The organism is Kluyvera genomosp. 1 (assembly GCF_001266615.1).
Lineage (GTDB): Bacteria > Pseudomonadota > Gammaproteobacteria > Enterobacterales > Enterobacteriaceae > Kluyvera > Kluyvera cryocrescens_A.
Window position 1 is genome coordinate 65,609 of the sequence record NZ_LGHZ01000028.1, and the last position, 22,397, is coordinate 88,005.

Here is a 22,397-nt window from a genome sequence, read left to right on the forward strand (position 1 = left end):
ATGATGCCAGCAACCTGAGATGTGGAATTTAGCAAAAAAAGAATCACTCAGGGATACATTGCTTCTTATTTTATGAATCTCATCGCCTTAACCCGAAATAAACGCTATTCCTCTGACCCACGTAGCGTCGGGATATAAGAAAAGGGCTACAAGATGAATACGATACAAATAGTGAGTTTTGTTGGTTTCACGCTGCTGGTGGCGGTAATTACCTGGTGGAAAGTGCGTAAGGTGGATACCGGTTCGCAGCAGGGGTATTTTCTGGCGGGGCGATCGCTCAAAGCACCCGTTATCGCCGCATCGTTGATGCTCACCAATCTCTCTACCGAACAACTGGTGGGGTTATCCGGGCAGGCGTACAAGAGCGGTATGTCGGTGATGGGCTGGGAAGTGACATCCGCCGTCACGCTGATTTTCCTCGCGTTGATCTTCCTGCCGCGTTATCTGCAGCGCGGTATCGCGACCATCCCGGATTTTCTTGAAGAACGTTACGATAAAACCACGCGCATTATCATCGACTTCTGTTTCCTGATTGCCACGGGCATCTGCTTTTTACCGATTGTTCTATACTCCGGCGCGCTGGCGTTGAATAGCCTGTTCCATATTGGTGAGTCGCTAGGCATTTCTCAGGGCGGAGCAATCTGGCTGCTGGTTATTTTATTGGGTATCGCAGGAATTCTGTACGCGGTGATCGGTGGACTGAGAACGATGGCGATTGCCGACTCCATCAACGGTATTGGGTTAGTCATTGGTGGATTAATGGTGCCGATCTTTGGGCTGATGGCGATGGGCAACGGCAGCTTTCTGCAGGGGATTAAGCAGCTGACCACAGTGCATGCCGACAAGCTTAATTCGATTGGCAGTAGCAGCGATCCGCTGCCCATCGGCGCGGCATTTACCGGCCTGATTCTGGTGAATACCTTCTACTGGTGTACGAACCAGGGCATTGTCCAGCGTACGCTGGCCTCGAAAAGCCTGGCAGAAGGGCAAAAAGGCGCGCTGCTGACGGCGGTACTGAAGATGCTCGACCCACTGATCTTAGTGCTGCCGGGGCTGATTGCCTTTCATCTGTATCAGGATTTGCCGAGTGCCGACATGGCCTATCCGACGCTGGTCAATAAAGTGATGCCGCTTCCGCTGGTCGGCTTTTTTGGCGCGGTACTTTTCGGCGCGGTGATCAGTACCTTTAATGGTTTTCTCAACAGTGCCAGTACGCTGTTTAGCATGGGTATTTATCGTCGCCTGATAAACGAAAATGCCGAACCGTCGCAGCTGGTGCGCGTGGGGCGTAAATTCGGTCTGTTTATTGCGGTGATTTCAGTACTGGTGGCCCCGTGGATAGCCAACGCGCCACAGGGCTTATACAGCTGGATGAAGCAGCTTAACGGGATTTATAACGTCCCGCTGGTCACCATTATCATCATGGGCTTTTTCTTCCCGCGCATCCCCGCAATTGCCGCTAAAGTGGCGATGGGCCTCGGGATTGTCAGCTACATCACCATTAACTATCTGGTGAAATTCGACTTCCATTTCCTCTACGTGCTGGCCTGCACATTCTGCATCAATGTGGTGGTGATGCTGATTATTAGCTTCATCAAACCGCGCGCGACGCCGTTTAAATTCCAGGATGCGTTTGCCGTCGATATGACTCCCTATAAGAACGTCAAGATCGCCTCCGTTGGCATTCTGTTTGCAATGATTGGTGTCTATGCGGGGCTGGCACAATTCGGTGGCTATCAAACGCGCTGGCTGATGTTCCTCAGCTACGGTGTTACCGCCGCCGTGGTGATTTATCTGGTTTACAGCAGCTGGCGGGATCGCCAATCCGCGACTGTACCTTGTCCTGTTGATGCGAAGGAAGAATCATGAGCCGTCCAAATTTCCTGTTCATTATGACCGATACTCAAGCCACCAATATGGTGGGCTGTTACAGCGGCAAGCCGCTGAATACGCAAAATATTGATGCGTTGGCCGCCGAAGGGATCCGTTTTAATTCCGCCTATACCTGCTCGCCGGTATGCACCCCCGCGCGTGCCGGGCTGTTTACCGGCATTTATGCCAACCAGTCTGGCCCCTGGACCAATAACGTCGCGCCAGGGAAGAATATCTCCACCATGGGGCGCTACTTTAAGGATGCTGGCTATCGCACCTGCTACATCGGGAAATGGCATCTGGATGGGCATGACTATTTCGGTACGGGGGAATGTCCGCCCGAGTGGGATGCGGACTACTGGTATGACGGCGCAAATTACCTCAGCGAGCTGAGCGATGAGCAGATTGGCCTGTGGCGTAACGGCCTGAACACCGTTGAAGATTTGCAGCAGCATGGCATCGACGAAACCTTTACCTGGGCGCACCGTATCAGCCATCGGGCGGTCGATTATCTGGCTAACGCGCCGCGGCATGATGAGCCGTTCCTGATGGTAATTTCTTATGATGAGCCGCATCACCCGTTTACCTGTCCGGTGGAATATCTGGAGAAATATCAGGACTTTTACTATCCGCTGGGGGAAAAAGCGCAGGATACGCTTGCGAATAAACCCGAACATCATCGGCTATGGGCACAGGCTATGCCGTCGCCAGTGGGAGAAGACGGACGCTACCACCACCCGATGTATTTTGCCTGCAACGACTTTGTTGATGACCAGATTGGTCGGGTTGTGAATGCGCTCACTCCCGAGCAGCGCGAAAATACCTGGATTATCTACACCTCGGATCACGGTGAAATGATGGGCGCGCACCGGCTAATCAGTAAAGGTGCCGCCATGTATGACGATATCACCCGTATCCCGCTGATTATGCGACCGCCACAAAGCACACCACGGCAGGTGGATACGCCGGTCAGCCATATCGATTTATTACCGACCATGATGGCGCTGGCGGGGATCGATAAGCCGGATATTCTCCCCGGAGGCAACCTGCTGGAGGTTGAAGCCAGGCGTGGTGTGATGGTGGAATTTAACCGTTATGAGATCGAGCATGACAGCTTTGGCGGCTTCATTCCGGTCCGCGCCTGGGTCACCGACGATTACAAACTGGTGTTGAATCTGTTTACCAGCGATGAGCTTTACGATCGCCGCAACGACCCCGACGAGATGCATAATCTGATTGACGATGAACGACATATGCTCGTTCGCGATAAGCTGCATGACGCGTTGTTAGACTATATGGACCGCATTCGCGATCCGTTCCGGACCTATCAGTGGAGCCTGCGTCCATGGCGGAAGAACGCGCAGCCGCGCTGGATGGGGGCATTCCGTCCTCGCCCGGAAGATGGCTACTCGCCGGTCGTGCGCGATTACGATACCGGAATGCCGACGCAGGGCGTGAAGGTGGAAGAAAAAAAGCAGAAGTTCTGACGCTTACGCCTTCGGTATGATTTTGGTAAAACTCAGCGGCGAAAAACAGGCAATTACGATAATGTTAAGCCGCTGACCATTATGGATAACAGGAATCGCCATGAAAATTTCCCGCCTCGGTGAAGCGCCGGACTATCGTTTTTCACTCGCCAACGAACGCACGTTTCTGGCCTGGATTCGTACGGCTCTTGGGTTTCTGGCGGCAGGCGTTGGGCTCGATCAGCTGGCGCCAGACTTTGCTACTCCGGTGATTCGCGAAGCGCTGGCGCTGATGCTGTGCCTGTTTGCTGGCGGGTTGGCTATCTACGGCTACCTGCGTTGGCTGCGCAATGAAAAGGCGATGCGCCTGAAGGAAGATCTCCCCTACACCCGCAGTCTGCTGGTCATCAGTCTTATCCTGACGCTGGTGGCAGCGGTGGTGATGATTCTGGTGTTCTATGCCGGATAGCCGCAAAGCCCGGCGTCAGGCAGACCCGGGGCTACAGCCTGAGCGCACATCGCTGGCCTGGTTTCGTACACTGCTTGGCTACGGCGCGCTGATGGCGCTGGCGTTAAAGCACAACTGGCATCAGGCGGGAGGGCTGTTTTGGGTATCACTCGGCGTGCTGGCGATGGTGGCTGCTATTCTGTGGCAGTACACCCGCAATCGTAACGTTATGGACGTGACGCAGAACGATTTTGTCCAACCGCGTGCGGTTCGTGACAAATTTATGATCTCTCTCGCGGTGTTATCGCTCGCAATATTGTTTGCTATTACCCACGTACGCCAACTTATCATTTTTATCAGGGATTTAGCATGACAGGATGTCAGGTGATGGCCAAGCCGGCCAGCTCTCGCTGTAACCTCAACTGCCGCTACTGTTTCTACATCGAAAAACCTCAACAGCCGGTGATGGACGACGCCACGCTGGAGGCCTTTGTCCGCCAGCATATTGCCGCACAGCCTGGAGCGGAGGTCACCTTTGCCTGGCAGGGCGGAGAGCCCACGTTGTGTGGCCTTGAATTCTTCCAGCGCGCGCTGGTGCTGCAAAAGCAGTACGCCAGCGGTAAGCGAATCCACAACGCGTTCCAGACGAACGGAATTTTGTTGAACGATGACTGGTGCCGTTTCTTTCACGACAATGGCTGGCTGGTGGGGATTTCGCTGGATGGTCCCGCCGATCTCCACGATATCTATCGTGTTAACCGCAGCGGCAAATCGACGCATCATAAGGTTCTAAAGGCTATCGACGCGTTAGTCCGACATCAGGTTGAATTCAATCTGCTGGTGGTCGTGAATCACCTTAACTGCCAGCACCCGCAGCGACTGTACCGCTATCTCCGTGGTCTTGGGACCCCGTTTTTGCAGTTTATCCCACTGGTTGAGCGCGATGAGCGCGGGAACCTGAGCGCTGAGTCGGTGACCGCACAGGAGTGGGGAACGTTTCTTAACGGCGTTTTTGATGTGTGGGTGCGTGAAGATATTGGTCAGGTCTATGTTCAGCTGTTTGATTCGACGCTGGGAACCTGGAGCGGCTATCCGTCGCAGATGTGCGCGCTCAGTGAACGCTGCGGCCATGCGTTTGCGTTAGAGGCTAACGGTGATTTATTTCAGTGTGACCACTATGTGTATCCGTCACACCGGCTGGGGAATATCCATCAGCAGTCTATTACGGAGCTGAATACGATGCCTGAGGCCGCAGCTTTCGGTCAGCAAAAAGCGGCGATGCTGACAGCCGAGTGTCAACAATGTTCAGTGCGTCGTTTTTGCCACGGCGACTGCCCAAAGCACCGTCTCGACGACGGAAAGAGCGCACTATGTGCCGGTTATCGCCAGTTCTTCACCTACAGCGCGCCGCACATGCGAACGATGCGCGACCTGCTCAAACAGCGACGTTCGCCGATGGAGTTGATGGCGATGTTAAATCAGAGCCAGCGTTAATCCGCTGGAATGCTTCATTTTTGTGTTGCTGGGCCGGAATCATTAACCGGTCCTAAGTGCGAGCCAGGACATAAATCCGAATAAAAATAACACTGCTTATTTTAAAAGTAACACTTTTATCTATTTGTTTATAATTGGTATTTATTATTTTATTTCATATTTAACATCAAAAGTACCAGCGGTATAACTCGGTTTTGTGCCGCCCCTCTCTTGCCGCTATCTACCCTACTACGCAGAATATATTTTGCCGCATCTCGCGGAATACCACGCTTATTACGCCAGGGGAAAATGATGAAAAAGATCTTTTTATGCTGCGCAGCAGGCATGTCGACCAGCATGTTAGTGGAAAGAATGAAACAGTCAGCCGCCAGTCGCGATATTGCGGTGGAAATTACCGCGGTTCCGGTTTCGGAATTTGGGCAGATAGTCGAAGAAGCCGACGTGATTTTATTAGGCCCACAGGTGAAATTTCAGCTGCAAAGTTTATCTACTGCTGCCGCGCCCCACGGCGTCCCCGTTGCGGCTATCGATATGATGCAATACGGCTCAATGCAGGGCGATAAAGTACTGGATCACGCGCTGTCTTTATTACCGCCAGCACAATAAGGACAGGTTATGAAATATCATTTTCCCGATAACTTCTGGTGGGGCACCGCAACCAGCGCCACTCAGTCCGAAGGGCGTATTGCCAGCGATGGCAAAGGCGAGAATATTTGGGACCACGCCTCACATGAATTTAATGAGCGCTTTTATCAGGGCGTGACCTGCGATGACACCTCGACGTTTTACCAGAATTATCGGGAAGATATTCAGCGCGCCAAAGATATTGGCCTGAATTCGTTTCGCACCTCGCTCTCCTGGTCACGCTTAATTCCCGATGGCGATGGTGACATCAATCCGCAGGCGGTGACGTTTTATAATGCGGTGATAGATGAACTCTGCGCGCAGGGCATTGAGCCGTTTATTAATCTCTACCATTTCGATATGCCGATGGCACTGCAGGAAAAGGGCGGCTTTGAAAATCGCGAAGTGGTGGAGGCGTTTGCCCGCTACGCGCGTATTTGCTATCAGCTTTTTGGCGACCGCGTACGCTATTGGTTTACCTTCAATGAACCGCTAATTCCGGCCGAAGCCGGATATTTACACCCTCGCCATTATCCTTACGTCACCGATTTTCGTCGCGCGGCGCAGGTGCTGCACCATATTGTGCTGGCGCACTGTAAAGCCGTGGCGGCATGGCGCGAACTGAATCTTGCCGGGCAGATTGGCATTATTATGGATGTGATTCCGGTTTATCCACGTAGCGATATGCCGGATGATCTCAAAGCCGCCGCAATGGCCGATCTTTTCTATACTCGCAGCATTAACGAGCCTATTTTATTGGGGCGCTATCCGCAGGAGCTTATCGATATTCTGCAAGAACACGATCAATTACCGGCATCGCTACCGGAAGATTGCGCGTTAATTGCCAATACCCGTATCGATCTGCTGGGCATTAATTACTACCGCCCACGGCGGGTCAAAGCGCGGGAAACGCCGCTTGATGAGCCGCACGGTTTTGTACCTGAACGCTTTTTTGAAGAATACATCATGCCGGGGCGGCGGATGAATACCTCGCGCGGGATTGAGATTTACCCGGCTGCGCTTTATGACATCGCGATGGTGGTGAAAGATCGCTACGGTAATTTGCCGTGGTTTGTCTCGGAAAATGGTATCGGTATTCAGGATGAAGAGCAGTTTATGGTCAACGGACAGGTGCAGGATGATTACCGTATTGAATTCCTTAAAGAGCATCTGAGCTATCTCCATCAGGCGATGGCCGACGGCAGTAATTGTCTGGGCTATCACATGTGGACCTTTATTGACTGCTGGTCATGGCAAAACGCCTATAAAAATCGCTACGGTTTCTATCGTCTGGATTTAGCCACCCAGCAGCGCTCGCTGAAAAAATCCGGGCAGTGGTTCGCCACGGTGATTGCCAATAACGGTTTTACGGGGGAATAACATGTCTTTCTTTGAACGGTTGGCTGAAAAAATGCTGCCGGTGGCTAACGCCATTGGTAACCAGCGTCATATGCAGGCAATACGTAACGGCTTAATCTCTATTTTACCGTTGACCATTGTCGGTTCATTTTTCGTTATTCTGCTCAATATTCCGATCAAAGGTTATATGGATTTTATCGCGCCGTGGCGCGATATCCTCGACGTACCGTTTCGCTTTACCGTTGGCCTGATGTCGCTATATGCCGCGTTTACCATCGGCTCGTTTTTAGGGAAAAGCTATAAGCTCAACGATATCACCAGTGGTCTGCTGGCGATGTTAGCGACGCTATTGATGATTGTGCCGGTGAATATCAAAGAGGGAGTGACCGTCGCCGGTGACGCCATTTCTGGCCGCTATATTCCGGTGACCTCGCTGAGTTCACAGGGGCTGTTTGGTGCGATTATCTCTTCGCTCATTGCGATAGAGATCTACCGTTTTATCAAAGTCCGCAATATTGAAATTAAGATGCCCGCTGGCGTTCCGCCGGTGGTGGCCAGTTCATTCTCGGCGCTGTTCCCAACGCTGGCAGTGGTGCTGATTTTCTGGATCCCGCGGCACTTTTTAAATATCGATATCAACGCCATCATCAGCTATATCATCATGCCGCTAAAGGGCTTTATGACCGGTACTAACCTGTTTGGCGGCATCGTCACGCAGTTCTTTATCGATCTGTTCTGGGTGTTTGGGATTCACGGCCACGCGGTGATGGGGCCGCTGATTCGCCCGCTGTGGGATCAGGCGATTGTGCAGAATATGGAGCTGTTCCAGGCCGGAACCAGCGCTTACGACCTGCCGAATATTTTCACCGAGCAGTTCTTCCAGTGGTATGCCCAGATGGGGGGCACCGGCTCCACGCTGGCGCTGGTGGTGTTGTTTATCCGCTCGAAGGTTATCTATCTGAAATCGCTGGGTAAGCTGTCGTTTATTCCGGGGTTGTTTAACATCAATGAGCCGATGATTTTTGGCGCACCGATCGTCATGAACCCGATTCTGGCGGTGCCGTTTATTCTCGCGCCGATGGTGAACACCGTGGTGGTGTACCTGTTTACTATCAGCGGGCTGATTCCACGCATGATGGTCAAGCCGCCGTTTACCATCCCCGCGCCGCTGGGGGCGTTGATAACCACCAACTGGAACTTAATCGCCTGCGGGCTGGTGTTCGTCTGCTTCTTTATCTCGTTGGCGATCTACTACCCGTTCTTTAAGGTCTATGAGAAGAAGATGCTGGAAACCGAGCAGGCCCAGCAGGAAGAAGAGCAAAAAGCCAAACAGCTGGCGGACGCCTGATAGGTTAAGTGCTTTGCGCCAGCCTTCACCCGGCTGGCGCACTGCCATTTTTCAATCACTTCCCGTGCGTTTAACGCCCTTTCGCCAGATACTGCGCCATTTCGGCTTCCGGAACCATGCCACCGCCCGTTGCCCACACCAGGTGAGTACCGTGATTGAGCAGCTCTACGCTAAAGCCGTGCATCTGTCGGTACTCTGTAGAAGCACACACGTGCTGAGGACCGGCCATCCCCGCCAGCGCAGAGGGCTCAAGGCGGATATTTTCTTCCTGCGCCAGCCAGCCCAGCATGTCGTACATCGTCTGGTCATCCAGGGTATACAGACCGTCGAGCAGACGTTCCATCGCGCGGCCGACAAATCCCGAAGCGCGACCAACCGCCAGCCCATCCGCCGCCGTCAGGTTATCGATGCCAATCTCCTGCACGGAAATCGTATCGTGCCGCCCGGTGTAAATCCCCAGCAGCATGCACGGCGAGTGCGTGGGCTCAGCGAAGAAGCAGTGGACGTTATCGCCAAACGCTAGCTTCAGGCCAAATGCCACGCCGCCAGGGCCACCACCAACGCCGCATGGCAGATAGACAAACAGCGGATGCTCGGCATCTACCACGCGCCCCTGCTGCGCAAACTGCGCTTTCAAACGCTGGCCGGCAACGGCATAGCCTAAAAACAACGTGCGGGAGTTTTCATCGTCGATAAAGAAGCAGTTTGGATCGGACTCCGCCGCTTTGCGCCCCTGCTCAACCGCGACGCCGTAATCTTCTTCGTATTCCACCACCGTCACACCGTGGCTGCGCAGCTTGGCTTTTTTCCAGGCGCGGGCGTCGGCAGACATATGCACCGTCACGTTAAAGCCAATACGGGCGCTCATAATGCCAATCGACATGCCCAGGTTGCCGGTGGAGCCTACTGCGATGCTGTACTGGCTGAAGAACTGATTGAATTCAGGCGATAACAGGATGCTGTAGTCATCTTCAACTGTCAGCAACCCGGCGGCCAGCGCCAGTTTTTCGGCGTGGGTGAGGACTTCATAAATGCCGCCGCGGGCTTTAATCGACCCGGAAATGGGCAGATGGCTGTCCTTCTTCAGCAGAAGTTCACCGTGGATAGGCTGGCCGTACTCTTTTTCCAGCCGTTTCTGCATGGCCGGAATCGCGGCTATTTCAGACTCGATAATGCCGCCGGTGGCAGCGGTCTCCGGGAATGCTTTTGCCAGGTACGGCGCGAAACGCGCCAGACGGGCGTGGGCATCCTGAACATCTTCCTCAGTCAGGCCAACGTACGGTAAACCTTTCGCAAGAGAGGTGGTGCCAGGGTTAAACCAGGCCGTTTCCTTAAGAGCGACCAGATCTTCCACTAACGGATACTGGGCGATAAGTGTTTGAATGTTTTCCATAGTCAGTCTCTTTGCGCTTAGATAATAAAGGAAAGCAGGAATGTGCAGGCGAGTGCAATAACGGACGCGATAAATGTTGCCGTCGTGTAGTACTTAAACGTCTCATTCAGCGTTGCGCCGCAGTACTGCTTCACCAGCCAGAAGAGGGAATCGGTGACGATTGTGCAGCCAATGGCGCCGGAACCGATGGCAATGGCGATGATCTCCGGGCTGACGTTAGGGTAGAGCGGCAGCATTGGGGCAACGATGGCCGTCGCGCCCATCATCGCCACCGTGGCTGAGCCCACCGCAGCATGCAGGATTAACGCCACCAGCCAGGCCAGCAGAATCGGATGCATGTGCATGTTGGAGAGGATGAGGGCGAGCGTATCCGCCAGCCCGCTGCTTTTCAGGATGGCGTTGAATGCGCCACCAGCACCGATAATCAGCAGGATGTTAGCAATAGAGCCAAAGCCGTTTTCGGTATGGGTCAGCAGTGTGCCCATGCCGATGTGCTGGCGCAAACCGAGGATGTAATAAGCCACGAAGACCGCGATAAACATCGCCGTTATTGGGTTACCAATAAATTCCAACAGTGTATAAACCGCGCTGCCTTTTGCCATATTCAGCTCAGCGACGGTTTTCACCAGCATCAGGCCAATCGGTAGCAGCACGGTAAACAGCGTGGCGCTAAGCGATGGCAACGTGCTCTCATCGCGAACTTTAAGGTCGGAAAACTCAGCCGGTACCGGCTTAAACGGCAGGCGGTTGCCGAGGAGTTTCAGATACAGCGGCCCGCCGATAAGCGATGCCATCAGGCCCACCAGTAAACCGTAGACAATCACGGTGCCAATATCCGCTCCCAGCTTATTGGCGACGAACAACGCCGCCGGATGTGGCGGGACAACGCAGTGCACCGCCATTAGCGCCGTACACAGTGGGATTGCCAGCTTCAGCAGTGAAGTATTGGTTTTTTTGGCAATTGAAAAAGCCAGCGGAATCAACAATACCACGCCCACTTCAACAAACAGCGTGATGCCGCAAATCAGCCCGACCAGCACCATAATGACGTCCGCCGAAAGCCAGCGACAGCGTTGCAGCGTGAGGCCAATACGTTCCGCCGCGCCGGAGACTTCCATCATTTTGCCGAGAATAGTGCCAAGGCCAATGACAGCGGCGAGGAAGCCCAGCGTGCCGCCAATACCATTCTCAATGGCATTCACCATATCCAGCGGCCCCATGCCCATCATCGTCCCCACGAAGAAGCTGGCTAACAGCAGCGCCAGAAACGGGTGGAATTTAAACTTCACGATGGTCAAAACGATTAACACGATGCTGATTAGCAGCGTACTCACAACCCAGATTTGAGAGTGCATAACTCACCTTGCCCTGTGATTAACGTGGTGATATTGGACAAAAATAAGGCAGGGTCTGACAAACGATATAAATCCGCTTTCACATGAGCCAGATTGAATCAAAGTGGTGATTCAGGTCTAACTACGGCCTGTTTATGCGATATGGTTCACTTTGGTTCATCTTTGCGCTGATTTTCAACGCGGTTTTTTTTACACTTCGCTGCACAAATCAGGAGGAGAGAGGCCAGTATGGATCCCGTTCGCGAAGTCCGAAATCGGCAGCTCAATGGCTGGCAGCTGTCAAAGCTCTACACCTTTGAAGTGGCGGCAAGGCACCAGTCGTTTGCCCTGGCGGCTGAGGAGCTTTCATTGAGCCCCAGCGCTGTCAGCCACCGAATTAATCAGCTGGAAGAGGAGTTGGGGATTCAGCTTTTTGTCCGTTCGCACCGCAAGGTGGAGCTGACCCACGAGGGAAAGCGGGTGTTCTGGGCGCTGAAGTCGTCGCTGGATACGCTGAACCAGGAAATTCTCGATATCAAAAACCAGGAGTTGTCCGGCACGCTCACCGTTTACTCGCGCCCCTCGATCGCGCAGTGCTGGCTGGTCCCGGCGTTGGGTGACTTTACCCGCCGCTATCCGTCAATTTCGTTGACTATTCTGACCGGCAACGACAACGTCAATTTGCAACGCGCCGGAGTCGACCTGGCACTCTATTTTGACGACGCGCCTTCGGCACAGCTAACACATCATGTGTTGATGGATGAAGAGATTGTGCCCGTCTGCAGCCCGGAATACGCGCGCCGCTATGACCTCACCGACAGGCTGGTGAACCTGCCGCACTGTACCTTGCTGCATGATAGACAGGCGTGGAGTAATGATTCCGGTACCGATGAGTGGCACAGCTGGGCGCAACATTACGCGGTGAATTTGCCGACATCGTCGGGCATTGGCTTCGATCGTTCGGATTTAGCGGTGATTGCTGCGATGAACCATATTGGGGTTGCGATGGGGCGTAAACGGCTGGTGCAAAAACGTCTCGACAGCGGCGAGCTGGTCGCGCCGTTTGGTGATATGGCGCTGAAATGTCATCAGCGCTATTACATCACCACGTTACCCGGTCGGCAGTGGCCGAAGATCGAGGCGTTTATTGGCTGGCTGCAGGAACAGGTTAAATAGCTAAGGCAAGCGACAGATGCCGCTTGCCTACGTTTAAACGGCCTGCCCCTGCTGCGACATGCGTGACGCCAGCGGCAGCCAGCAGAGGAAAATCAGCAAGCCCATCAGCGTCATCAGCAGGCCAATACTGGCCTGCCCGGTTTGCGGCATCATTGCCGACAGCCAGGCCAACACGCCGGAACCGATATTTTGCAGGCCGCCCACCAGCGCACCGGCGGTACCGGCGAGGAACGGGAACGGCTCCATCGCGCCGCTGGTTGCCAGCGGGAACAGCATGCCCGCGCCGAAGAAGAACAGCGCGGCAGGTACCAGCAGCGTCCAGATATTCATCACGCCAAACAGGCCGGGGATCCACATCATCAACCCGGCGGCAAGGCAGCTGAGCACCGACTGCCACATCATCGTTGGGAAGCGCTTGTTTGGCCGCCCGGCAAACCACGCGCCGAAGAACGCTGCGGGAATTGGCAGAATAAACAGAATACTCACCGTCATACTGCTGAGGCCCAGCACGCCACCCATTAGCACGCCGGAGCTGGCTTCAAATACCGCAATCCCCGCCAGACCGCCGATCAGCATTAACAGGAAGCAGTTAAAGCCGCTGTTGCTGAATAAGGTTTTATAGTTGCTGATAAGCCGCGTCTTGGGCGCTCCGGTTGGACGGGTTTCTGGCATCCAGCGCGCCATGCTGAAAGTGACACCCGCGCACAGCACCAGCAGGAAGCCGTAGCAGGCGCGCCAGTTAATCAGGGTTTCGAGTACGCCGCCAATCAGCGGTGCCAGCAATGGGCTCACCAGAATTCCCATGTTTAACAGGCTGTTGGCGTGGCGAAGCTGGCTGCCTTCATACAGATCGCGCGGCAGCGTTCGCGCCATCACCCCGCCGACGCCGGTCCCCATGCCCTGCATGGCGCTGGCAGCAATCAATACCGTCAGGCTGTGGGTGGTGATAGCGACCAGCGTAGCCAGCATAAAAATCGACATCCCGACCAGGATCACCGGGCGGCGCCCAACGCGGTCGGACAGCGGGCCGTAGAACAGCTGGGAAACGCCGTAAGTCAGCAGATAGGCCGCCATTACGCTCTGTACCGCCCCTTCACGGACGTTGAGATCGTTCGCCATCTGAGCAATCGCCGGGATATAAATGGTTTGCGCCATCTGTCCGACGGCCACAAGCAACACCAGCATCACCAGGATATTGACGTTTCTGTCTCTTTTCATTTCGCTGATAACTTTATAGAAATTAGGTTTATAAGAATAAATGTCTAGCTAGTACGCTAAAAGCGAGAGGAATCTACCATAACGAGATGACGATTTAACCATCTATCATGTAAATGAAATGTGTGATGTAGGCAGGATTTATACACGTTAAACGGCAACAATAGTTGCCAGTTTTTTCAGGAGAGACGCAGCAGAATGGCACCAGCGGCGATGCCGAAGGCGGCACAGAAACGCAGGCCGGAAACCCGCTCTTTGAGCAGCAGCCAGGCGATGATGGCGCCGAATAAAATAGAGCTTTCACGTAAAGCAGCAACCACCGCCAGCGGGGCTTGCGTCATCGCCCATAGCGCCAGGCCGTAGGAGCCCATGGTGCCCATTCCCCCTAGAATACCTTTCTTCCAGTGCTGTGCCAGATAGCGCGATGCCTGCGGGCGTCGCGCTATCATCGCCCAGGTGAGCAGGCTGGCGCCGTTTAGGAAGAATGACCACACCGTGTAGCCAAAGGCCGTGCCGGAAAGGCGTACACCGGTGCCGTCGATAAGCGTATAACCCGCAATAATACAGGCATTGAACAGCGCCAAAATGACGCCTAATTGCGAGCCTGTGCGGCTATTTAGCGCCATCGCCAGGATTGCCGTACAGATTACTGCGATGCCGAACCAGGCCATTGCCGAGAGATGGTCGCCCAGCAGCAGTACGCTGACGATAGCGACCAGCAGCGGTGCCGTCCCGCGCATCAGCGGGTAGGTTTGGCTCATATCCGAAATCTGATAGGTTTTCGCCACCAGTACGGTGTAGATAACCTGTAACGCGGTGGAGGCGATCATAAAGGGGATACTGGCCGCTGATGGCGTGGGCGCGAAGGGCAGCAGAACGAGCGCAATCAGCGCCGCCGATCCGGTGACGCCGATGGCGGAGTAAAGCTTGTCGTTTCCCGCCTTGACGATGGCGTTCCAGGTGGCGTGCAGTAGGGCGGCGAACAGCAAAATGCAGAAAACGGAAAGCGTCATGATAATGCGTTGCTCAGGGATATTTCACCAAAACGTAACACAACCGACGGGCGGCAACCAAGGCCAGAAATAGGGGAAAAAAGGGACAGATTGGATAATTCCCCTGACGGTAGAAACGTGATCTTTGCTACATTTTTGTGCAGATGAAAATATTTCCATTGTCAGCATGAAAAACCTGTGTTTGTATAAATTCACTTAATGAATTCGAGATAGACCCTTAATGACTCCATCCATGATGACCTCGACGCTACTATCAACCGCGCTACCAGCCGCGGTAGTCGTCGTGCGTGTGGTGGTGGTCGTCGGCAATGCGCCGTAGGGTCAGGGACACACACGATTCCAAACCCCGCCGGCGCAAACCGAGCGGGGTTTTTAGTTTCTAGCCCCCCGCCCGGAAACGCGAAGCGGCTCAAGCTGCAGTCAACGCACCTGCAACCTTGAGTGCTTAGCGTAAAGTCGGCCCAGAATAAAAGGACTGGAGCATGGCAAGTTCGGGCACAACAACACAGACACAGCGCTTTACCGGCGCACAATTGATCGTTCATTTACTGGAACGTCAGGGGATCACCATGGTCACCGGCATTCCAGGCGGTACAGTGTTACCGCTGTACGACGCATTAAGCCAAAGCAAACAGATCCGCCATATTCTGGCGCGCCACGAGCAGGGGGCGGGATTCATTGCCCAGGGCATGGCGCGAACCCACGGCAAACCGGCGGTTTGTATGGCCTGTAGCGGCCCCGGCGCCACCAACCTGGTGACCGCTATTGCCGATGCGCGCCTCGACTCCATTCCGCTGGTGTGTATCACCGGTCAGGTTGCCTCCTCGTTAATCGGCACCGACGCTTTCCAGGAAGTCGACACCTACGGTATCTCTATCCCCATCACCAAACACAACTACTTAGTCCGCAACATCAATGAATTACCACAGGTTATTGCTGATGCCTTCCGGATTGCACAGTCGGGGCGTCCCGGCCCGGTGTGGATAGACATTCCTAAGGATGTACAGACTGCCGAAATTGAAATCAGCGAACTGCCAGAACCCGGTGGCCGTGCGCCGACGCCGATGTTTAGCGCCGAAAGCGTGAGCGAAGCGGCGGCGATGATTAACGCGGCTCAGCGCCCGGTGTTGTACCTGGGCGGTGGCGTGATTAACGCCCCGGAGCGCGTTCGCGAACTGGCTGAGATTGCCAATCTGCCTACCACCATGACGCTGATGGCGCTGGGTATGCTGCCAAAAGCGCACCCGCTGTCGTTAGGCATGCTGGGGATGCACGGCGCGCGCAGCACCAATTTTATCCTGCAACAATCTGATTTGCTGGTTGTTTTAGGTGCCCGTTTTGATGACCGGGCGACCGGTAAAGTGGCTGAGTTTTGCCCTGATGCGAAAATTATCCATGTCGATATCGACCGTGCTGAGCTGGGGAAAATCAAGCAGGCGCACGTGGCAATTCAGGCGGACGTGGATGATGTTTTGGCACAACTGCTGCCGCAGATTGAAGCGCAGCCTCGTGATGCGTGGCGCGGTAAAGTGGCCGAGCTGCAGCAAGAGTTCCCGGGCGCGATCCCTGAAGTGGGCGACCCGCTCAGCCATTACGGCCTGATCAACGCCGCTGCAGCCTGCGTTGATGACAACGCCATTATCACCACCGACGTGGGCCAGCACCAGATGTGGACTGCACAGGCTTACCCGCTGAACCGTCCACGCCAGTGGCTGACCTCCGGCGGTCTGGGTACCATGGGCTTTGGCCTGCCTGCGGCGATTGGTGCGGCGCTGGCGAACCCGGATAAAAAAGTACTGTGCTTCTCCGGCGACGGTAGCCTGATGATGAACATTCAGGAGATGGCAACGGCAGCGGAAAACCGGCTGGATGTGAAAATCATCCTGATGAACAATGAAGCGCTGGGCCTGGTGCATCAGCAGCAGAGCCTGTTCTACCAGCAGGGCGTGTTTGCTGCTACCTATCCGGGCATGATTAACTTCATGCAAATTGCCGCTGGGTTTGGTCTCGATACTTGCGATTTGAACAACGAAGCGGACCCGCAGGCCGCGCTGCAGGCGATTATCAATCGTCCAGGGCCGGCGCTGATTCATGTGCGCATCGACGCGCAGCAGAAAGTGTATCCGATGGTGCCGCCGGGTGCGGCGAATACCGAAATGGTGGGGGAATAAGCCATGCAACAACAGACTCATGACAACGTCATTCTCGAACTCACCGTGCGTAACCATCCCGGCGTTATGACCCACGTCTGCGGACTGTTCGCCCGACGAGCGTTCAACGTGGAAGGCATTCTCTGTCTACCGATTCATGGCAGCGACCACAGCCGCATTTGGCTACTGGTTAACGATGACCAACGTCTGGAACAGATGATGAGCCAGATAGATAAACTGGAAGACGTGGTGAAAGTGGCGCGTAACCAATCCGATCCGTCGATGTTTAACAAAATCACTGTCTTCTTCGAGTAATCCGCTCAACGCTTGAACAGCAACGCGCTTATGGTTAAGGTAAGCGCGTTTTTTACCCGCCAGGACAGAACCCATGATCACCGTTGCCCTTATTGACGACCATCTCATCGTCCGCTCCGGCTTTGCGCAGCTGCTCGGGCTTGAGCCTGATCTGCAAGTGATCGCCGAATACGGTTCCGGTCGCGAGGCGCTGGCGGGGCTGCCCGGACGAGGGGTGCAGGTCTGTATCTGCGATATTTCAATGCCCGATCTCTCCGGGCTTGAACTGCTAAGTCAGCTGCCGAAAGGAATGGCTGTCATCATGCTATCGGTGCACGATAGCCCGGCGCTGGTAGAACAGGCGCTGAACGCGGGCGCGCGCGGTTTCCTTTCCAAGCGCTGTAGCCCGGACGAGCTGATCGCAGCGGTGCATACGGTCGCCACCGGCGGCTGCTACCTAACCCCGGATATCGCCGTCAAACTGGCGGCGGGCCGTCAGGATCCGCTGACCAAGCGCGAGCGTCAGGTCGCAGAAAAACTGGCGCAGGGAATGGCGGTGAAAGAAATCGCCGCTGAACTGGGCCTTTCACCAAAAACGGTACACGTACACCGCGCTAACCTGATGGAAAAGCTTAACGTCAGCAACGATGTTGAGCTGGCCCGCCGTATGTTTGACGGCTGGCAATGAAAACGCTCCTCTCCCGATCTATCACCGTTGTTGCCTGCTTTTTTATCTTCTCCGCGGCATGGTTTTGCCTGTGGAGTATCAGCCTGCATCTGGTTGAACGGCCTGATTTAGCGGTACTGCTATTCCCGTTCGGCTTGCGTCTGGGGTTGATGCTGCAATGCCCGCGCGCTTACTGGCCTGTATTGCTGGGGGCGGAATGGCTGATGCTGTTTTGGCTGGCGCAGGAAGTGGCGCTGGCGCATCTGCCCATATTGATGATCGGGAGCCTGCTGACGCTGATGCCGGTGGCGCTGATCTCCCGTTATCGTCATCAGCGCGACTGGCGCACTCTGTTGTTACAAGGCGCTGCGCTTACGGCTGCCGCGCTGCTGCAATCGCTGCCGTGGCTGTGGCAGGGGGAAGAGGCGCTTAACGCGCTGCTGCTGACCCTCACCGGTGGGCTGACGCTGGCACCTATCTGCCTGGTCTTCTGGCATTACCTGACCAGCACCACCTGGCTGCCGTTAGGCCCGGCGGTGGTCTCCCAACCGGTCAACTGGCGCGGGCGGCATCTGGTGTGGTACCTGCTGCTGTTTAGCGTCAGCCTGTGGTTGCAGCTTGGTCTACCGGATGAACTGTCGCGCTTTACCCCGTTTTGTCTCGCCCTGCCGATCATTGCGCTGGCCTGGCACTACGGCTGGCAAGGGGCTCTGATTGCGACGCTGATGAACGCCATTGCGCTGATTGCCAGCCAAACCTGGCACGATCACCCCGTGGATTTACTGCTTTCGCTGTTGGCGCAAAGCTTGACCGGGCTGCTGCTGGGGGCGGGGATTCAGCGCCTGCGTGAGCTTAACCAATCGCTGCAAAATGAACTGGCGCGCAATCACCGCCTGGCGGAGCGACTGTTGGAAACCGAAGAGAGCGTGCGTCGTGACGTGGCGCGCGAACTGCACGACGATATCGGCCAGACCATCACCGCCATTCGCACCCAGGCGGGCATTGTGCAGCGGCTGGCGCCAGAAAATGTCGGCGTAAAGCAAAGCGGTGCACATATCGAACAGCTATCGCTCGGCGTTTACGATTCGGTGCGCCGTCTGCTTGGTCGCTTACGCCCGCGCCAGCTCGACGATTTGACGCTGGAACAGGCCATCCGTTCGCTGTTGCGCGAAATGGAGCTGGAGAGCCGCGGTATTGTCAGCCATCTCGACTGGCAGATTGATGAGTCTGCGCTGAGCGAAGGGCTGCGTGTGACCCTGTTCCGCGTTTGCCAGGAAGGGCTGAACAATATTGTGAAGCACGCCAATGCCAGCGCCGTCACGTTACAGGGCTGGCAGCAGGACGAGCGACTCATGCTGGTGATTGAGGATGACGGCAGCGGTTTGCCGCCGGGTTCGAATCAACAGGGCTTTGGCCTCACCGGGATGCGTGAACGTGTGGCGGCGCTGGGCGGTTCGCTGACTATTTCCTGTATGCACGGCACGCGCGTCAGCGTGTCATTGCCCCAGCGACACGCGTAAGGAGCATTGATGCTGACGTTTTTTAAAGCCCCGGCCAATGCGCCGCTCATCACCGATAAACAGGAAGTCGATGCCCGTTATCGCTACTGGCGGCGGCACATCCTGCTGACCATTTGGCTCGGTTATGCGCTGTTCTATTTCACTCGTAAAAGCTTTAACGCCGCGGTGCCGGAAATTCTCGCCAACGGCGTGCTGACCCGCAGCGATATTGGCCTGCTGGCGACGCTGTTTTACATCACCTACGGGTTGTCGAAGTTTGTCTCCGGTATCGTCAGCGATCGTTCCAACGCTCGCTACTTCATGGGCATCGGCCTGATTGCCACTGGGGTGGTGAACATTCTGTTCGGCTTCTCCACTTCGCTGTGGGCCTTCGCCGTGCTGTGGGCGCTGAACGCCTTCTTTCAGGGCTGGGGATCGCCGGTCTGCGCCCGTTTACTGACCGCGTGGTATTCACGTACCGAGCGCGGCGGCTGGTGGGCGTTGTGGAACACTGCTCATAACGTCGGTGGGGCGCTGATTCCTATCGTGATGGGCGCGGCGGCGCTGCACTACGGCTGGCGTGCCGGGATGATGATGGCCGGCACGATGGCGATTGTGGTGGGTATTTTCCTGTGCTGGCGTCTGCGCGACCGACCGCAGGCCATCGGCCTGCCGCCGATAGGTGACTGGCGGCACGACGAACTGGAAATCGCCCAGCAGCAGGAAGGCGCGGGACTGACCCGCAAAGAGATCCTTACCAAATACGTGCTGTTTAACCCGTATATCTGGCTGCTTTCGCTGTGCTACGTGCTGGTATACGTGGTGCGCGCGGCGATCAACGACTGGGGCAATTTGTATATGTCCGAGACGCTGGGAGTCAATTTGGTAACCGCCAATACCGCTGTGACCATGTTCGAACTGGGCGGTTTTATCGGCGCGCTGGTGGCGGGCTGGGGGTCGGACAAACTGTTTAATGGCAACCGTGGGCCGATGAACCTGATTTTTGCTGCCGGGATTTTACTCTCTGTGGGCTCTTTATGGCTGATGCCGTTTGCCAGCTACGTGATGCAGGCGGCGTGCTTCTTCACCACCGGATTTTTCGTCTTTGGCCCGCAGATGTTGATTGGAATGGCGGCGGCAGAGTGTTCGCACAAAGAGGCGGCCGGTGCCGCTACTGGGTTTGTTGGGCTGTTTGCCTATCTTGGGGCATCGCTCTCCGGCTGGCCGCTGGCGAAGGTGATGGAGGTCTGGCACTGGACCGGCTTTTTCGTAGTCATCGCTATCGCGGCGGGGATTTCAGCGCTGCTGCTGCTGCCGTTCTTAAACGCTCAGGCGCCGCGAGAAGCGTGAGCCGTCTCACCTTTCTACGTCGAATGACGTAAAACTAGGAAATTTTCCCGGTTGCACCTGGACGCTGTCTCAGGCATCTCTCCCGGCTGATTTTTACAATGCCTGCTATTCGCAGGTATAAAAATCAGCTCAGGAGTAACCCAATCATGCTGGCCTTCTTAAACCAGGTGCGTAAGCCGACCCTGGATCTGCCGCTCGATGTGCGGCGTAAAATGTGGTTCAAGCCGTTCATGCAATCCTATCTGGTGGTCTTCATCGGCTACCTGACCATGTACCTGATCCGCAAAAACTTTAACATCGCACAGAACGACATGATCTCCACCTACGGGCTGAGCATGACGCAGCTGGGGATGATTGGCCTGGGCTTCTCCATCACCTACGGCGTAGGTAAAACGCTGGTTTCGTACTACGCCGACGGCAAAAACACCAAGCAGTTCCTGCCGTTTATGCTGATCCTCTCCGCCATCTGTATGCTTGGTTTTAGCGCCAGCATGGGTGCGGGTTCGACCAGCCTGTTCCTGATGATTGCCTTCTACGCGCTGAGCGGTTTCTTCCAGAGTACCGGCGGCTCGTGCAGCTACTCGACGATCACCAAATGGACGCCACGTCGTAAGCGCGGTTCCTACCTCGGGATGTGGAATATTTCCCACAACCTCGGCGGCGCGGGTGCGGCGGGCGTTGCGTTGTTTGGTGCTAACTATCTGTTCGATGGTCACGTCATCGGTATGTTCATCTTCCCATCGATTATCGCCCTGATTGTCGGCTTTATTGGCCTGCGCTATGGCAGCGACTCCCCGGAATCCTATGGTCTTGGCAAAGCGGAAGAGCTGTTTGGCGAAGAGATCAGCGAAGAGGACAAAGAGACCGAAGAAAACGAGATGACCAAGTGGCAGATCTTTGTTGAGTACGTGCTGAAAAACAAAGTGATCTGGCTTCTGTGTTTCTCCAACATCTTCCTGTACGTAGTGCGTATCGGTATCGACCAGTGGTCTACCGTCTACGCCTTCCAGGAGCTGAAACTGTCTAAAGAGGTCGCGATTCAGGGCTTTACCCTGTTTGAAGTGGGTGCGCTGGTTGGCACGCTGCTGTGGGGCTGGCTTTCTGACCTGGCGAACGGTCGCCGTGCACTGGTGGCCTGTGTGGCGCTGGCGTTAATCATCGCTACCCTCGGCGTCTATCAGCACGCCAGCAACCAGTACGTTTACCTGGCGTCGCTGTTTGCTCTCGGCTTCCTGGTGTTTGGTCCACAGCTGTTAATCGGCGTGGCGGCGGTCGGTTTTGTGCCGAAGAAAGCCATCGGCGCTGCCGACGGCATCAAAGGCACCTTCGCTTACCTGATTGGCGACAGCTTCGCTAAGCTTGGTCTGGGGATGATTGCCGACGGTACGCCAATCTTCGGTCTGACCGGCTGGGCAGGCACCTTCGCCGCGCTGGATGCCGCCGCTATTGGCTGTATCTGCCTGATGGCCGTGGTAGCGGTATTCGAAGAACGCAAAATTCGCCGTGAAAAGAAAATTCAGCAGTTAAAAGCAGCTTGAGTATGTAGGCAGTAACTTTTGCCCGGCTCTGCGCCTAACACCGTCAGTTTAAGATTGAGATACCCGGGGCGACCACCGGGTTTGGCGTCCCTCCGGGAACCAAATCCCGGCGTTTCCCCTAATCGCTTTGCTTAAGTTCTGTCTCTTATACACATCT

Annotated in this window: 20 protein-coding genes; 16 read left to right on the forward strand and 4 right to left on the reverse strand. The window is 55.2% G+C overall.

The features are described from left to right. The first annotated feature begins 153 nt into the window (after window positions 1-153). From KP80_RS15810 to KP80_RS15845, 8 genes are all read left to right on the forward strand, one after another. Complete coding sequence (locus tag KP80_RS15810; protein ID WP_052284606.1) at window positions 154-1,869, forward strand: solute:sodium symporter family transporter; 1,716 nt, start codon at window positions 154-156, stop codon at window positions 1,867-1,869. Then, a complete protein-coding gene (locus tag KP80_RS15815) occupies window positions 1,866-3,359 on the forward strand; it encodes a sulfatase-like hydrolase/transferase (protein ID WP_052284607.1) in 1,494 nt (497 codons plus the stop codon). The genes KP80_RS15810 and KP80_RS15815 overlap by 4 nt, the downstream gene beginning before the upstream one ends. 100 nt (window positions 3,360-3,459) lie before the next feature. Beyond that, a complete protein-coding gene (locus tag KP80_RS15820; RefSeq protein ID WP_052284608.1) occupies window positions 3,460-3,807 on the forward strand; it encodes a YidH family protein in 348 nt (115 codons plus the stop codon). Further along, complete coding sequence (locus KP80_RS15825) at window positions 3,797-4,159, forward strand: DUF202 domain-containing protein (RefSeq protein WP_052284609.1); 363 nt, start codon at window positions 3,797-3,799, stop codon at window positions 4,157-4,159. Before KP80_RS15820 ends, KP80_RS15825 begins: the two co-directional genes overlap by 11 nt. After that, window positions 4,156-5,280 (forward strand): anaerobic sulfatase maturase, encoded by a 1,125-nt coding sequence (locus KP80_RS15830; protein ID WP_197276165.1) that lies wholly within the window; start codon window positions 4,156-4,158, stop codon window positions 5,278-5,280. The genes KP80_RS15825 and KP80_RS15830 overlap by 4 nt, the downstream gene beginning before the upstream one ends. 291 nt (window positions 5,281-5,571) lie before the next feature. After that, window positions 5,572-5,886, forward strand: coding sequence for a PTS sugar transporter subunit IIB (locus KP80_RS15835; RefSeq protein WP_052284611.1), 315 nt, complete (start codon window positions 5,572-5,574; stop codon window positions 5,884-5,886). 9 nt (window positions 5,887-5,895) lie between these two features. Continuing rightward, the gene (locus tag KP80_RS15840; protein ID WP_052284612.1) at window positions 5,896-7,284 is read left to right on the forward strand and encodes a glycoside hydrolase family 1 protein; all 1,389 of its coding nucleotides are present in this window, start codon (window positions 5,896-5,898) and stop codon (window positions 7,282-7,284) included. Window position 7,285: 1 nt separating this feature from the next. Beyond that, entirely contained in the window at window positions 7,286-8,611 is a 1,326-nt protein-coding gene (locus KP80_RS15845; RefSeq protein WP_052284613.1) for a PTS sugar transporter subunit IIC, read from the forward strand. Window positions 8,612-8,681: 70 nt separating this feature from the next. Here KP80_RS15845 and dsdA read toward each other — a convergent pair whose 3' ends face one another. Together dsdA and dsdX are read right to left on the reverse strand one after the other, a co-directional pair. After that, window positions 8,682-10,004, reverse strand: a complete 1,323-nt coding sequence (gene dsdA, locus KP80_RS15850) for a D-serine ammonia-lyase (RefSeq protein ID WP_052284614.1) — start codon at window positions 10,002-10,004, stop codon at window positions 8,682-8,684. Between the two features lie 17 nt (window positions 10,005-10,021). Beyond that, entirely contained in the window at window positions 10,022-11,359 is a 1,338-nt protein-coding gene (gene dsdX, locus KP80_RS15855) for a D-serine transporter DsdX (protein ID WP_052284615.1), read from the reverse strand. A 228-nt stretch (window positions 11,360-11,587) separates the two neighbouring features. Here dsdX and dsdC point away from each other — a divergent pair, with 228 nt between their 5' ends. Next, the gene (gene dsdC / locus KP80_RS15860) at window positions 11,588-12,514 is read left to right on the forward strand and encodes a DNA-binding transcriptional regulator DsdC (protein WP_052284616.1); all 927 of its coding nucleotides are present in this window, start codon (window positions 11,588-11,590) and stop codon (window positions 12,512-12,514) included. Between the two features lie 33 nt (window positions 12,515-12,547). On the opposite strand, the gene emrD is transcribed toward dsdC, so the two are convergent. Next, window positions 12,548-13,732, reverse strand: a complete 1,185-nt coding sequence (gene emrD / locus KP80_RS15865; RefSeq protein ID WP_052284617.1) for a multidrug efflux MFS transporter EmrD — start codon at window positions 13,730-13,732, stop codon at window positions 12,548-12,550. 176 nt (window positions 13,733-13,908) lie between these two features. Then, the gene (locus KP80_RS15870) at window positions 13,909-14,742 is read right to left on the reverse strand and encodes a DMT family transporter (protein ID WP_052284618.1); all 834 of its coding nucleotides are present in this window, start codon (window positions 14,740-14,742) and stop codon (window positions 13,909-13,911) included. A gap of 220 nt (window positions 14,743-14,962) precedes the next feature. Here KP80_RS15870 and ivbL point away from each other — a divergent pair, with 220 nt between their 5' ends. The 7 genes from ivbL to uhpT all read left to right on the forward strand — a co-directional run bounded on the left by ivbL (window position 14,963) and on the right by uhpT (window position 22,240). Then, window positions 14,963-15,061: an ilvB operon leader peptide IvbL gene (gene ivbL / locus KP80_RS22605; RefSeq protein ID WP_072129145.1), complete on the forward strand. Its 99-nt coding sequence runs from the start codon at window positions 14,963-14,965 to the stop codon at window positions 15,059-15,061. Window positions 15,062-15,224: 163 nt separating this feature from the next. After that, window positions 15,225-16,913, forward strand: coding sequence for an acetolactate synthase large subunit (gene ilvB, locus KP80_RS15875; RefSeq protein WP_052284619.1), 1,689 nt, complete (start codon window positions 15,225-15,227; stop codon window positions 16,911-16,913). 3 nt (window positions 16,914-16,916) lie between these two features. Then, on the forward strand, window positions 16,917-17,207 hold the full coding sequence (gene ilvN / locus KP80_RS15880; protein WP_052284620.1) for an acetolactate synthase small subunit: 291 nt from the start codon (window positions 16,917-16,919) through the stop codon (window positions 17,205-17,207). A gap of 73 nt (window positions 17,208-17,280) precedes the next feature. Next, window positions 17,281-17,874 carry a transcriptional regulator UhpA gene (gene uhpA, locus KP80_RS15885; RefSeq protein ID WP_052284621.1) on the forward strand — a complete coding sequence of 198 codons (594 nt, stop codon included), beginning with the start codon at window positions 17,281-17,283 and terminating at the stop codon, window positions 17,872-17,874. Next, window positions 17,871-19,373, forward strand: a complete 1,503-nt coding sequence (gene uhpB, locus KP80_RS15890) for a signal transduction histidine-protein kinase/phosphatase UhpB (RefSeq protein WP_052284622.1) — start codon at window positions 17,871-17,873, stop codon at window positions 19,371-19,373. Before uhpA ends, uhpB begins: the two co-directional genes overlap by 4 nt. Window positions 19,374-19,382: 9 nt before the next feature. Continuing rightward, entirely contained in the window at window positions 19,383-20,702 is a 1,320-nt protein-coding gene (locus KP80_RS15895) for an MFS transporter (RefSeq protein ID WP_052284623.1), read from the forward strand. A 146-nt stretch (window positions 20,703-20,848) separates the two neighbouring features. Continuing rightward, window positions 20,849-22,240, forward strand: coding sequence for a hexose-6-phosphate:phosphate antiporter (uhpT, locus tag KP80_RS15900; RefSeq protein WP_052284624.1), 1,392 nt, complete (start codon window positions 20,849-20,851; stop codon window positions 22,238-22,240). Window positions 22,241-22,397 lie beyond the last annotated feature (157 nt).